General features: G+C 71.7%; 12 protein-coding genes and 1 pseudogene. 6 read left to right on the top strand and 7 right to left on the bottom strand.

What is annotated here, in order from left to right; genetic code table 11:
* Positions 1-283 precede the first annotated feature (283 nt).
* Complete coding sequence (locus tag ACGFZN_RS17325; RefSeq protein WP_393859303.1) at positions 284-802, top strand: NUDIX hydrolase; 519 nt, start codon at positions 284-286, stop codon at positions 800-802.
* Between the two features lie 9 nt (positions 803-811).
* Here ACGFZN_RS17325 and ACGFZN_RS17320 read toward each other — a convergent pair whose 3' ends face one another.
* Positions 812-1432, bottom strand: coding sequence for a TetR/AcrR family transcriptional regulator (locus ACGFZN_RS17320; RefSeq protein WP_393859302.1), 621 nt, complete (start codon positions 1430-1432; stop codon positions 812-814).
* Between the two features lie 132 nt (positions 1433-1564).
* Between ACGFZN_RS17320 and ACGFZN_RS17315 the strand changes: the two genes are divergently transcribed.
* Positions 1565-2134 (top strand): dihydrofolate reductase family protein, encoded by a 570-nt coding sequence (locus ACGFZN_RS17315; protein ID WP_393859301.1) that lies wholly within the window; start codon positions 1565-1567, stop codon positions 2132-2134.
* A 42-nt stretch (positions 2135-2176) separates the two neighbouring features.
* Here the strand turns inward: ACGFZN_RS17315 and ACGFZN_RS17310 are convergent, their stop codons facing one another.
* Both ACGFZN_RS17310 and ACGFZN_RS17305 read right to left on the bottom strand, forming a co-directional pair.
* Positions 2177-3322 (bottom strand): RNA polymerase sigma factor, encoded by a 1146-nt coding sequence (locus ACGFZN_RS17310; protein WP_393859445.1) that lies wholly within the window; start codon positions 3320-3322, stop codon positions 2177-2179.
* A gap of 8 nt (positions 3323-3330) precedes the next feature.
* The gene (locus ACGFZN_RS17305) at positions 3331-3738 is read right to left on the bottom strand and encodes a YciI family protein (RefSeq protein ID WP_393859300.1); all 408 of its coding nucleotides are present in this window, start codon (positions 3736-3738) and stop codon (positions 3331-3333) included.
* Here ACGFZN_RS17305 and ACGFZN_RS17300 point away from each other — a divergent pair.
* Positions 3625-3972: pseudogene (locus ACGFZN_RS17300) on the top strand (LysR family transcriptional regulator); the annotation flags it as partial. The gene ACGFZN_RS17305 and the pseudogene ACGFZN_RS17300 overlap by 114 nt on opposite strands.
* A 360-nt stretch (positions 3973-4332) precedes the next feature.
* On the opposite strand, the gene ACGFZN_RS17295 reads toward ACGFZN_RS17300, so the two are convergent.
* Positions 4333-6492, bottom strand: coding sequence for an MFS transporter (locus ACGFZN_RS17295; RefSeq protein ID WP_393859299.1), 2160 nt, complete (start codon positions 6490-6492; stop codon positions 4333-4335).
* A gap of 73 nt (positions 6493-6565) precedes the next feature.
* On the opposite strand from ACGFZN_RS17295, the gene ACGFZN_RS17290 reads away from it, so the two are divergent.
* Both ACGFZN_RS17290 and ACGFZN_RS17285 read left to right on the top strand, forming a co-directional pair.
* Complete coding sequence (locus ACGFZN_RS17290; RefSeq protein ID WP_393859298.1) at positions 6566-7516, top strand: 2-hydroxyacid dehydrogenase; 951 nt, start codon at positions 6566-6568, stop codon at positions 7514-7516.
* Positions 7517-7624: 108 nt separating this feature from the next.
* A complete protein-coding gene (locus tag ACGFZN_RS17285; protein ID WP_393859297.1) occupies positions 7625-8467 on the top strand; it encodes a hypothetical protein in 843 nt (280 codons plus the stop codon).
* Positions 8468-8524: 57 nt separating this feature from the next.
* Here the strand turns inward: ACGFZN_RS17285 and ACGFZN_RS17280 are convergent, their stop codons facing one another.
* Positions 8525-9619: a sensor histidine kinase gene (locus ACGFZN_RS17280; RefSeq protein WP_393859296.1), complete on the bottom strand. Its 1095-nt coding sequence runs from the start codon at positions 9617-9619 to the stop codon at positions 8525-8527.
* The gene (locus ACGFZN_RS17275) at positions 9612-10301 is read right to left on the bottom strand and encodes a response regulator transcription factor (protein ID WP_393859295.1); all 690 of its coding nucleotides are present in this window, start codon (positions 10299-10301) and stop codon (positions 9612-9614) included. Before ACGFZN_RS17275 ends, ACGFZN_RS17280 begins: the two co-directional genes overlap by 8 nt.
* An 87-nt stretch (positions 10302-10388) precedes the next feature.
* On the opposite strand from ACGFZN_RS17275, the gene ACGFZN_RS17270 reads away from it, so the two are divergent.
* Positions 10389-11504: an endonuclease/exonuclease/phosphatase family protein gene (locus tag ACGFZN_RS17270; protein ID WP_393859294.1), complete on the top strand. Its 1116-nt coding sequence runs from the start codon at positions 10389-10391 to the stop codon at positions 11502-11504.
* Positions 11505-11618: 114 nt separating this feature from the next.
* On the opposite strand, the gene ACGFZN_RS17265 is transcribed toward ACGFZN_RS17270, so the two are convergent.
* Complete coding sequence (locus ACGFZN_RS17265; protein ID WP_393859293.1) at positions 11619-12446, bottom strand: class I SAM-dependent methyltransferase; 828 nt, start codon at positions 12444-12446, stop codon at positions 11619-11621.
* Positions 12447-12479: the final 33 nt, after the last annotated feature.

The raw sequence follows: 12479 nt of genomic DNA, 5'->3' as shown, positions 1-12479 counted from the left end.
GTGCAGCGGGTGGCCGAGAACCACGGCACGGCGGATCAGTGCAGACTCCGGCACGGGGGGGCTGGAAGAGACCCGGCCGAACCAACCGTTCACCGACCCCGGTTCCGTTGCGGCGCAGCCCTCGGCACCGCGCGGATGGCTCCGCATCCCGGCCCTCCGCCGGCCCCGGAGCCGAGCCCCCTGCGCAGCCCTCGGCCACTCGGCGAAGCAGCCGTAGACGATCTTCCACGACGGCATGGCATGACCGGGGCTACTGCCTGAGCCGGGCGGGCAACATGTCGAGGTGGCCGCTTCTCACTCCTCACCGCTGGCCGTCGACGACCGCGGCAATGCCCTGGTCTCCTTCGTCCCGGGACCGGAGGACAGACCGCCCGGTGACGCGCCCTTGCCCGTTGCGCTGGTGGCCCTGTGGCACGGCGATCGGGTCTTGATGGCCTTCAACCGGTTCCGACAGGCCTGGGAGCTGCCCGGCGGGCTGATCGACCCCGGCGAAACCCCTCGCCAGGCAGCCGCGCGCGAGTTGCTGGAGGAGACCCACCACGTGCCCGACGGGCACCTCCGCTTCGTCGGCTTCGCCGGCTTCACTCTGTCACCTGACCAACGGGCCGAATACGGCGCCCTGTTCACCGGCCGGGCCGTCGGCGTCCCGCAGTCGTTCCGCCCCAACGACGAGATCGCGGCCATCCGGTGGTGGGACCTCCGAGAGCCGCTGCCGGGGCGGCTCCAGCCGCTGGACGTACACCTCGCAGAGCTCAGCCGCGGCACGCCGACGAGCACCGGCCACGGCGCGACCGAAGGGTGAAGGACGAGTTCAGGGGCTGGTGGTGGACTCTTCGGCGTTCCGGCCCGCTGAGCGCGCCTCCGCGGGGAGGAGGCGCGTCACCATGGTGTCGATCAGGGCGTCGAGCCGATGCGGCCGGAGGACTTCCGGGACGGTCAGGTCGTCGACGATCAGTCCGAGCATGGCCAGATAGAGCACGAGCACGCCGGTGCGGTCGCCCGGCAGGCCGTGGCCCAGGTGGAAGTCGATGTTGGCGTCGAGCTCGGCGGTGAAGAAACGCGCCAGCTCCGCGTGCAGTTCGGGCCGGCGGGTGGCTTCCAGGCGCAGCTCGAGCATGGCCAGGTGACTGCTGCGGTCGCGGCGCATGCGGTCGACCAACTGCAGCATCAGAGTTCTGACCACCTCATGTGACGGCTCGGCGTTCATCGTGCCGGCCAGTTCGGCCGGATCCGGGGTCAGACGCTCGCGGGTACGTCTCATGACCTGGGCCAGCATGTCGGTGCGGTTGGTGAAGTAGTTGGACGCCGTCCCGGTGGGCACGGCCGCCTCCTTGTCGACGGCGCGCAGCGTCAGGCCCCGGGAGCCCTCGCGGGCGAGAACCTCGATGGCGGCGTCGAGCAAAGCGGTGCGGCGGGCCGGGTTCTGACGCATCGACAACTCCTCGGAGAACTCATTGACATCACTGCAACTGCAGTACTACGGTCAAACCACTTCAAGTAGAGTACATCAGAGCGATGCGGCAGCAGACGGCCCGCCGTGTCGTCCAACGGGGAAAGAGACTTGATGCGCAAGCTCACCTATTACGTCGCCGCCAGCCTCGACGGCTATATCGCCGCTCCGGACGGCAGTTACGACTTCCTCCCGTTCGAGGGGGAGGTGCGGGAGGCGATCCTCGCCGAGTATCCCGAGACGATGCCGGTGCACGTCCGCGGGCCGCTCGGCCTGACCGGCACCCCGTCCCGGCACTTCGACACCGTGATCATGGGTCGCGGCACCTACGAGCCGGCCCTCAAGGCAGGCGTCACCAGCCCCTACGCCCACCTGAAGCAGTACGTCGTCTCCCGCACCCTGCGCGCCCCCGGCCCCGAGGTGGAGATCGTCGCCGACGACCCTGCGGCGCGGGTGCGGGAGTTGAAGGAGCAGGACGGGATGGGCATCTGGCTCGCCGGCGGAGGCAAGCTGGCCGCCGCGCTCCGCGCCGAGATCGACGAACTGATCATCAAGCACAACCCCGTCGTCATCGGCTCCGGCATCCCGCTGTTCGACGGCCCGTTCGCTCCCACCGGGTTTCTGCCCACCGCACGCCGCGACTTCGGCTCCGGCGTCAGCATCGTCACCTACACGAGGAAATGACATCAGCGCACTAGGTACCGCCTAGCCTGCGTGATCGGTACGTCAGCGGCGTCGGCGGGCGTTGAGGCGGGCGGCCTGGCGGGTCAGGTGGTCGCGTTCGGCGAGGTGGGGAGCCTTGTGGGCGGCCTCGGCGTACAGCTGTGCCGCCGTGGCCAGGTCGCCGTCGCGCTCGTGGAGGTAGGCGGCCACGGCGGTGTGGCGGGGCAGGGAGGCGTCCAGCTCCGCGAGCGCGGCCAGGCCGGCGCGCGGCCCGTCGGCCTCGCCGACGGCCACCGCGCGGTTGAGCCGGACGATGGGGTTGCGGGTCAGGCGGGTGAGCTCGTCGTACCACTCGACGATCTGCACCCAGTCGGTCTCCTCGGCGGTCGGCGCGTCGGCGTGCAGGGCCGCGATGGCGGCCTGGGCCTGGAACTCGCCCAGCCGGTCGCGGGCGAGGGCCGCCTGCAGGATCTCGATGCCCTCGGCGATCAGGCGCGTGTCCCACCGACGGCGGTCCTGTTCGGCGAGGGGCACCAGGCTGCCGTCGGCCGCGGTGCGGGCGGCGCGCCGGGCGTGGTGCAGCAGCATGAGCGCGAGCAGCCCGGCCACCTCGGGGTGGTCGACGTGGGCCGCGAGCTGCCGGGTGAGCCGGATGGCCTCGGCGGCGAGGTCGATGTCACCGGAGTAGCCCTCGTTGAAGACCAGGTAGAGCACGCGCAGCACGGTGCCGACATCGCCGGGCTGGTCGAACCGCACGCCGGAGACGGTCCGCTTGGCCCGGCTGATGCGCTGTGCCATGGTCGCCTCGGGGACCAGGTAGGCCTGGGCGATCTGCCGGGTGGTGAGTCCGCCGACGGCGCGCAGGGTGAGCGCGACCGCGGACGCCGGGGTCAGCGACGGATGGGCGCACAGGAAGTACAGCTGGAGCGTGTCGTCCACCGCGGGCACGGGCCCGGGCGCCGGTTCCTCGTCGAGGCGGTCCTCGCGCCGACGGCGGGCGGCGTCCGAGCGCGCCGCGTCGAGGAACTTGCGCCAGGCGACGGTGACCAGCCAGCCCTTCGGGTCGCGCGGAGGGTCGGCGGGCCAGCCGCGGACCGCCTCGACGAGCGCGTCCTGTACCGCGTCCTCGGCCGCCGCGAAGTCGGCTCCGCGGCGGACGAGGACGGTGAGCACACCCGGCGTGAGGCTTCTGAGCAGGGCCTCGTCCATGGATGAGGTCACTCCGTGATGGTGGGCGGCGCGGTGAGGAACGGGCGCAGCTCGAGCCACTCGTGGATGGGCTCGCCGCCCGCTCCGGGGGCGGCCGACAGTTCCCCGGCCAGCTCGACGGCGCGCTCGTAGCTGTCGACGTCGATCACCATCCAGCCGGCGATGAGGTCCTTGGTCTCGGCGAACGGGCCGTCGGTGACCGGCGGGCGCCCCTCACCGTCGTACCGGACCCACGTCCCCTCGGGGGCGAGTGCCTGGCCGTCGACGAACTCGCCGGTCTTCTCGAGCCGGGCCGCGAAGTCGTGCATGTACTGCATGTGCGCCGAGATCTCCTCAGGCGTCCACCGCTCCATCGGCACGTCGTTGACCGCTGCCGGGGCGCCTCGGTAGTGCTTGAGAAGCAGGTACTTGGCCATCGTGACTCTCCTCGTGCTGGTGCGACCCATTGTGGTCGCGTTCACCTCGGGGACGGAGCCGATCACGGGTTCTCGACATCGCCGTCCGAAGTTTTTTCGGACCCGGTGCCGGCCTGTTCGGGCCGGTCGTTCGGTGTCGCGGTGGCCTCGCACCGCAGCTTCACCAGTGCCGCCCGCACCCTGCTCGTGGCGCAGCCGTCGCTGTCGCACTCGATACGGCTGCTGGAGCGGGAACTGGGAACGCCCCTGTTCCACCGCCTCGGCCGCGGGGTCGCGCTGACCCCGGCGGGCGAGGCGTTCGTCGCTCCGGCCCGGCAGATCATGCGGGACATGGAGACGGCGCGGTCGGTGGTGCACACCATCGCCGGTCTCGCGGGCGGCAGACTGGACATCGTCGCGCCGACGACGCTGGCGGTCGATCCGCTGGCGGGGCTCGTCGGCGTGTTCCGGCGGCGGCATCCCGCGATCGACCTCGTCATCGTGGAACCACCGGACGTGCCCGCGACCGCCGAGATGGTGCGCACCGACGGCCGGTGGGTCGCCTGGCCGGACCCGTCAGCGGGCCCGATCAGGCTGCGGAGTGCTGCGCCCGTCTCAGGCGGACACCCGGGCCGCGATCTCCGTCACGCAGTCCCTCAACTCGGGCGCGAGTGCGCGCAGTTGCCCGGCGTCGGTGAGGATGACGGTGGCGGCCAGGGAGACGGCCAGCGGGCGGGCGCTGTCGGGAGCGCCGGGGAGCGCGGCCGCGATCGAGCGGACGCCGATCTCGTTCTCCTCCTCGACCTCCGCCCAGCCTCGGTCCCGGACCTGCGCCAGTTCGGCGCGGAGCCGGTCGGGGTCCGTGACGGTGCGGGGCGTCACCGCCGGGAGCGGGCCGGACAGCAGACGCTCGCGGTCCGCCTCCGGCAGGGCGGCTGCCAGTGCCTTGCCGAGGGAGGTGGCGTGCCACGGGTTGCGCGTGCCCTCCGCACTGCGCAACTGCAGATGCTGGGTGCCCTGGACGGAGAGGACGAGCAGCACTTCGGTGCCGTCGAGGACGCCCGCGATGACGGGCAGACCGGTGCGTGCGGCCAGCCGGCGCATCGGTTCCGCGGCCGCCGAGTAGCCGGAGGGCGAGCGCTGGAAGCCGCGGGACAGCTCCAGCACCCGGGAGCCCAGGGCGTAGCGCCGGGTGTCCTCGTCGTAGACGGCGAACCGTTCCTCGACGAGCCGTCCGAGCAGGCGGTGGGCGCTGCTGACGGGGAGCCGGGCGGCCCGGGCGGCGGCGCTCACGCCCAGGCCGGCGGGGTGCTCGGCCAGTACGGTGAGCAGGCGCAGCCCCCGGCCCAGCATGTCGTCGCCGGATGGTGTGGTCACCGTGTGCGCCTTTCGTCGTTCCGTGCCGCTGACGTCACCGGGGTGCGGTGGCCCGGGCCCCGATCGACCGTGATCAAGGTACCGGGTCCGGCCGGACGGTCGCCGCGCGCTCGGGGCGGCCAGGGTCAGGGCGGCGGCGAGCAGGGTGCAGGCGGCCATCAGCGCGAACGCGCCCGCGTCGCCGAGCGGCGTGCCGCGTACCCAGCCGACCAGGTAGGTACCGGCGAACGAGCCGAGCGCGCCGAAGGAGTTGACCAGCGCGACGGCGGCGCCGGCGATCCCGGGCGGGGCGAGCGCCGAGACGAGGGCGAAGTACGGCCCGTACGGCGCGTACAGACACACGCCCGCCACCACCAGCAGGGCGAGGGCCACGGGGAAGTCGCCGGCGGCCGCATAGGACGCGAGCAGGGCGAGGCCGCCGCAGGCCAGCCAGGGCCACACGGCCGCCCGGCGGCGCCCGCTGCGGTCGGACAGGCGGGAGTTGAGCAGCATGACGGCGGCCGCGCACGCATAGGGGATCGCGGTGAGCAGGCCGGTGGCTCCGATGCCCTCGCCGGAGCCCTTCTTGATGATCGCCGGGAGCCAGAAGACGAAGCCGTACATGCCGAAGGACCAGAAGAAGTACTGCGCCGCCATGAGAAGCACGGGGCGGGAGCACAGCACGCGGGTGTACTGCCGGCGCAGCGTGCCCGCCACCGCCGGTGCGGCCGCGCGTTCCACGGCCAGGTCGGCGCGCAGCAGGGCGAGTTCGGGTTCGGGCAGCCCGTTGGCCTGCTCGGGGCTGTCCTTGACGAGCCGCAGGCAGCACAGCCCCCACAGGACCGAGGGCACGCCTTCGGCGATGAACATGGCGCGCCAGTCGGCGACCGACACCAGCCAGCCGGAGACCGCCGACAGCCACATCACCGTGATCGGGTTGCCCAGGATGAGCAGGGTGTTGGCGCGTCCGCGCTCGCCCCGGGTGAACCAGCGCCCGAGCAGCATCACCATCGACGGCAGCACCGCGCCCTCGACCACACCCAGTGCGAAGCGGACCGCGATCAGCTGGGCCGGGCTGCTCAGCAGGCCCTGCGTCACGGCGAGCAGTCCCCACGCCACGGTCGACCAGGCGACGAGCCGGCGGGCACTGCGCTGCTCGGCGTAGATCGTTCCCGGTATCTGGAAGAAGAAGTAGCCGAGGAAGAACGATGCGGCGACAAGGGAGTCGGTACCTGCGGACAACCGCAGGTCGTCGGCCATGCCACCGGCGGACGCGATCGCGTAGTTGGACTTGTCGAGATAGGCGAGCGAGTACGTGACGAACGCGACCGGCATGAGGTACCGGGCCCGGGCGGACCGCCAGAACCCGGCACCCGACCCGCTCGGGGCGGTCTCGGTGGCAGGAGACGTCGCTGTCATACCTGACCCCCTGTTTTCCGTGAGATGGAAAGTGTTTCATTGGACGGAAACACCGTAGAAGAAGGAGAGCCCGATGACCAGAGCCGTTCACCAGACCGCCACCGGTGTGCTGCTGCCCTGGCCCGGCCTGGACCGGCGGTACGGACCCTGGCCGTCCGGTGTGAAGGTGCACGTCTGGGACGGTGTGACGCCGCACAGCGAGCCGGGCCGGGAGGTGCTCGACGGGATCGGCCTGTGGGTGATGCCGTACGCCGTGCCCGACGCGATACGCCTCCTGCCCCGGCTCCCGCGACTGCGCGCGGTGCAGTCACTGAGCGCGGGCGTCGAAAAGCTCCTGCCCCATGTGCCCGCCGGGGTCGGGCTGCACAACGGACGGGGACTGCACGACGCCTCCGCCGCCGAACACGCCCTGGCCCTGATCCTGGCTGCGCAGCGCGACCTGCCGCAGTGGGTCGCCGACCAGCACGCCGACCGCTGGGAGCCGCACTTCACCCGCTCCCTCGCCGACGCGCGCGTGACGATCGTGGGCTACGGCTCCATCGGCGCGGCCCTGGAACGGCGTCTGCTCGCGTGTGAGGCTCAGGTCACCCGGGTCGCCCGGCGAGCGCGGCCGGAGGAGGGCGTCCACGCCGTCGCCGACCTGCCCGATCTGCTTCCCAGCACGGACATCGTCGTGCTCGTCCTGCCGGAGAACCCCGGCACCGTGGGCCTCTTCGGGGCCGGGGAACTCGCCGCACTGCCCGACGGCGCCCTGGTCGTCAACATCGGACGGGGCAGCACCCTGGACACCGCAGCCCTGCTCGCCGAGACGGCCGGCAAACGGCTCCGGGCCGCCCTCGACGTCGTCGACCCCGAACCGCTGCCCGCCGGCCACCCTCTGCGCCACACGCCCGGAGTCCTCGTGACCCCGCATGTCGGGGGCGGCTCCACCGCGTTCCGCCCGCGCGCCGAGCGCCTGATCGTCGAGCAGGTCCACCGCTTCGCCACCGGCAGGCCCCTCCTGAACCCGGTCAGCCGGGACTGAGCGGCCCTCACGTCCGCCGCACGTGGGAGTGGTCGAACGCGGCGGAAACAGCACGTCCGCGCGGGCCGCCGCCGGCCGCGTGCACACCACCCGCTACCATCCCTGGCCATGGCACGACGGGGGTGGCGGCTGGGTGCCGCGGCGGCGGTGACAGTGGTGGCGGCGTACTGCGCCTCCGCCCCGGAACGACCGGGGCTCGTACGCACGGCCGCGGACCTCGGCCCCCTGCCGGCCGACCGCTACGCCTTCACATCACAGGACTACCAGCGGTCCGAGCGGGCATCGGCCCTGCTGGTCCGGCAGTGCATGGCGGACCGCGGCCACCCGGACTTCCCGCTCGACCCCCGTTACCCCCAGGACCCCGTCGTCGCCGTCGCGGTCGGCACCGACTACGGCGTCCTCGACCTCGGCGCCGCCCGCCGCTGGGGCTACGGCTGGGATCCCGCACGGCACCTGGTCCCCCAGCCCGCCGGCCGCCGCATGACCGGTGCCGAGTACGCGGACTGGCCTGCCTGCAACTCGGCGGCGCAGCGGCAGTTGATGCACGGCATAGACGTCAAGCGCGACTGGCTCTACGCGGGCAGGCGGGCCGTCGAGGTCGACAAGGCGGTCAAGCGTGACCCGGGCCTGCGCGCGGCCTGGGACCAGTGGTCCCGATGTATGGCGGCACAGGGATTCACCCGCTACGCGGACCCCGTCGCCGCCTACACGGACCACGCCTGGCAGCGCGACAACAGCGGCAACACCCGGCACACGCAGCGGGAGCGGGCCACCGCCGTCGCGGACGTCACCTGCAAGCGCCGCCACCACACGGCCGAAATCTGGCACGCCGTGCAGGCCCGGAGACAGGCGGCGGACATCGCCCGCCATCGCGACCGCTACGCCGCCGGACTGCGGGCACTGCACACCTACCGGGCCAACATCGCCGAAGTGCTGCGCAGGCTCGGCTAGGTGGGCGGCCTGCTGGTCGGGCGGGCGATCGCCGGATCAGTTGTCAGGCCCTCCCCCTCAGCGCTCCCGCGGGAGTTCCACCGTGACGCGAAGCCCGCCGGTGGCGCGCGGTGTGAGGGTGAGCGTTCCCTCGTGTGCGATGGTGATGGACCTGACGATCGCCAGGCCGAGGCCGACGCCTGCGTGGTCGGTGTGTACGCGCTCGGTGCCGCGCCGGAACGGCTCGGTGAGGGTGGAGACCTGCTCCGGGGCGAGCCTGTCGCCGGTGTTCTCCACGGTGAGGAGCACGGTTTCGGGGCGGATGCCGGTGGTGACCCACACGGTGCCCTGTTCCGGCAGATTGTGGACGATCGCGTTGTGCACCAGGTTCATGGTCAGCTGAAGCAGCAGCGCCTGCGATCCGGTCGCGGGGGCCACCTCTCCGCCGGTCTCGACGGTGACGCCGTGCTTTTCCGCGAGGGGCAGCAGTGTTTCGGTGACCTCTTCCGCCAGCAGGGACAGGTCGACGGGCTCCCGGGTGAAGGACCGTTGTTCCGCGCGGCTGAGCAGGAGCAGTGCCTCGGTGAGGTCGATCGCTCGGGCGTTGACGGCGTGGAGGCGGTCGATGATCTCCTGGATGTCGCGGTCCGGATCGGTGCGGGCCACGTCGAGAAGCGCCTTGGAGATCGCCAGTGGTGTGCGCAGCTCGTGTGAGGCGTTGGCGGCGAACCTCTTCTGTTCGGAGACGTGCGCCTCGAGCCGCGCGAGCATCGTGTCGAAGGCGTCGGCGAGTTCTCGGAACTCGTCCTTGCGGCCGGGCAGCCGGACCCGGTGGGAGAGTGTTCCGTTCGTCGCCAGCCGGGCGGCATCGGTGATGCGGGTCAGGGGGGCGAGCATGCGTCCGGCGAGAATCCATCCGCCCAGAAGACCGAATGCCAGCAGCAACGCCAGGACTGCGGCTGCCCTCGGAGCGAAGATGCGCAGGAGGTTGGACCGGACGGGGAAAACACCGTGGGTCGGGGTGTCGGCGGACACGATGAGCGCACGTTCGGGGACGTAACGCAAAAGAAAAACCCATACCGCCGCGAGCAGGAGAGCGCCGGCGAGCATGAGGAACCCGGCGTAGCTGAGGGTGAGTTTGGCGCGTGCGCTCAAACCAGGTGCCCTATCCACGCCCGGCTCCCCCCTGTTCTGGCGGCGTTTCGATGCGGTATCCGACGCCGGGCACGGTGGCGATGATCCAGGGTTCACCGAGCCGCTTGCGCAAGGCCGAGACCGTGATGCGCACGGCGTTGGTGAACGGGTCGGCGTTCTCGTCCCACGCGCGTTCCAGGAGTTCCTCGGCGCTGACGACACCGCCTTCGGCGGCGATGAGAACTTCGAGGACCGCGAACTGCTTTCTGGTCAGCGCGACATAGCGGCCGTCCCGGTAGACCTCTCTGCGGAACGGGTCCAGCCGCAGCCCTGCGATCTCCCGCACGGGAGGCCTGTGGTGGGCGCGTCTGCGGTCCAGTGCCCTGAGCCTGAGCGCGAGTTCGCGCAGTTCGAACGGCTTGGTGAGGTAGTCGTCGGCGCCCAGTTCGAACCCGGAGGCCTTGTCGTCGAGACGGTCGGCCGCGGTGAGCATGAGAATCGGCAGGCCGCTTCCGGAGGCGACGATGCGCGTGGCGATCTCGTCACCGGACGGTCCGGGGATATCACGGTCGAGGACGGCGATGTCGTAGGTGTTCGTGCTCAGCAGTTCCAGAGCGGTGTCGCCGTCTCCCGCGATATCGGCTGCGATCGCTTCCAGGCGCAGGCCGTCGCGAATGGCTTCTGCCATATAGGGTTCGTCCTCGACGATCAACACGCGCATGCATGTGATGCTACAAGCCGGCACATATCGTCGACGTATCGGAAAAGGGATACTCCCCGGCAACGCCAGACCGCCTTGACTGGGGTCATGCATCGAGCAGCACCTTCAGAACGAACAACGCCCCACCGGCTGACACGGGCGGACGCGACGGAGAACGGGCAGGGCGGCGCCGGACGCCGGGCTGCCGGCGCCTGGCGCGAGCGCATCCACCGGACGGTGCGCGCCGCCTCCCGGCCGGGCCCCTGGAAACGGGGCCTGGTGCTCGCGGCGCTCGCGCTGCTGCTCGGGCTGCTCCTGCTGCTGCACGCGAAGATCCCGAACCAGGGGCTCGGGAACGCCGGCAGTCTGGTGGAGACCTTCCTGCCGTGGTTCGGCCTGTTCATCCCCGTGCTGCTGGCCGGGGCGCTGTGGCGCCGCTCCGCATCCGCGGTCCTCGCGCTCCTGCTGCCGGTCGTGGCGTGGCTGAACCTGTTCGGCGGGCTGCTCGGCGACAAGTCCCACCCGGGCAGTGACCTCACCCTCGCCGAACAGAACGTCAACGCCGACAACCCCGACCCGGCCCGCACCGCCCGCTCACTGGCCGCCACCGGCACGGACGTGCTGGCCCTGGTGGAGCTGACCCCGCAGGCCACGGGCACGTACGAGAAGGAGCTGGCGAAGGCGTACCCGTACCACACGGTGCAGGGCACGGTCGGGCTGTGGAGCAAGCTGCCGCTGTCCGGCACCCGGCCGATCGACATCGTGGACTACGGGCCGCTGGCGGACACCAAACCGGCCGACGCCAAGCTGGCCTCGAACCGGGCGCTGCGCACCACGGTCTCCACGAGCCACGGCCCGCTGACGGTGTATGTGGCGCACCTGGGGTCCGTCCGGGTGACTCCGAGAACGGGCTACTGGACGGCCTCGCGGGACAGGACCGCGCAGACGCTCGGCAAGGCCGTCGCCGCCGATCCGAGCAAGAGGGTGGTGCTGCTCGGCGACCTGAACGGCACCATGGACGACCGCGCGTTCGCCGGTCTCACCTCGCAGCTGCGCTCGGCCCAGGACGCCGCCGGGAGCGGCTTCGGCTTCACCTGGCCGGCACGGTTCCCGGTGGCCCGGATCGACCAGATCCTGGTGAAGGGCGTGAAGCCGGACAGCTCCTGGCTGCCGTCGGCCACCGGGAGCGACCACCTGCCGGTGGCGGCCGGCATCAGCTGGTGAACACCGCGCAAGGGCCGATCCGGCCGGGGACAGTGGTGGGCTGGCCGTACAGGCCCTCCCCGCAGGGCGCGGGCCGTCGCTCCCCCGCGACGGCCGTCGTCCCCACGCCCGGTCTCACTCGGCGCGCCGGCCGACACGCAAGACGCTGAGGTAACGGCGCGGTACCCGGTCGCCCATCCGCGTGCGGATCCGCTCGGCGATGGCGTCGAGCAGGGGCTCGCGGACGTCGCGGTGAAGGGAGCGGTACAGCGACGTCGAGCGGAGGAGATCGGCGAAACCGGCGCCGTCGAACCACTGGACGGTGGGATACCAGCGCACGATCGTCGGGCCGAACAGTGCTCCGGGATCGTCGACCAGGCCCCAGCCCTCGTCGGTGGCGCGCACGTCGCCCTCCAGGGGCGGATGACCCCAGCCGGGGTTCCCGGGACAGAACCGCTCGTGGAGGTCGGCGGTCTCGGCGTAGACCTCCGGCTCTCCCGGCCGGCGGACGACGACGTGGCCGAGCAGCGCCATCCAGCCTCCGGGGTGGAGCACGTCGTACGCCCGCCGCCAGCCGATCGACGGGTCGACCCAGTGCCACGACGACGCGGCCGCGAGCACATCGAAACGCCGGCCGCGGTCGTCCCACTCCTCGAACGCCGCCGTCTCGATGTCGACGTTGCCGAAGGAGGCGATCCGCCGGCGGGCGAGTGCGGCCATGGCCGGTCCCGGTTCTACGGCGGTCACCGCGCACCCCAGCGCTGCCAGCGAGCGCGTCGCCTGACCGGTACCGCAGCCGACCTCCAGCACCGACGACCTCTCGTCCAGGCCGGTGACGGCGCAGAGATCGGCGAACAGTGCGTCGGGGTATCCCGGACGGACCCGGTCGTAGAGCTCCGGTACCTCGTCGAACACCCGGCCGAGGTCGTGTCGTTTCGGGGGCGTCCCCGGATCGTCGGTCACGCATGCAGAAGCTAGGGGACGCGTCGATGCAGA

The sequence above is a fragment of the Streptomyces sp. NPDC048192 genome, from assembly GCF_043202415.1.
GTDB lineage: Bacteria > Actinomycetota > Actinomycetes > Streptomycetales > Streptomycetaceae > Streptomyces.
Note: the sequence above shows the minus strand (reverse complement) of the source record. Positions and strands in the feature narration are given on the sequence as shown.

Coding starts and splice junctions, on each gene's coding strand:
- ACGFZN_RS17270 (WP_393859294.1), top strand. CDS start 10,389: ATGCATCGAGCAGCACCTTCAGAACGAACAACGCCCCACCGGCTGACA.
- ACGFZN_RS17290 (WP_393859298.1), top strand. CDS start 6,566: ATGACCAGAGCCGTTCACCAGACCGCCACCGGTGTGCTGCTGCCCTGG.
- ACGFZN_RS17295 (WP_393859299.1), bottom strand. CDS start 6,492: ATGACAGCGACGTCTCCTGCCACCGAGACCGCCCCGAGCGGGTCGGGT.
- ACGFZN_RS17315 (WP_393859301.1), top strand. CDS start 1,565: ATGCGCAAGCTCACCTATTACGTCGCCGCCAGCCTCGACGGCTATATC.
- ACGFZN_RS17285 (WP_393859297.1), top strand. CDS start 7,625: ATGGCACGACGGGGGTGGCGGCTGGGTGCCGCGGCGGCGGTGACAGTG.
- ACGFZN_RS17305 (WP_393859300.1), bottom strand. CDS start 3,738: ATGGCCAAGTACCTGCTTCTCAAGCACTACCGAGGCGCCCCGGCAGCG.
- ACGFZN_RS17275 (WP_393859295.1), bottom strand. CDS start 10,301: ATGCGCGTGTTGATCGTCGAGGACGAACCCTATATGGCAGAAGCCATT.
- ACGFZN_RS17320 (WP_393859302.1), bottom strand. CDS start 1,432: ATGCGTCAGAACCCGGCCCGCCGCACCGCTTTGCTCGACGCCGCCATC.
- ACGFZN_RS17310 (WP_393859445.1), bottom strand. CDS start 3,322: ATGGACGAGGCCCTGCTCAGAAGCCTCACGCCGGGTGTGCTCACCGTC.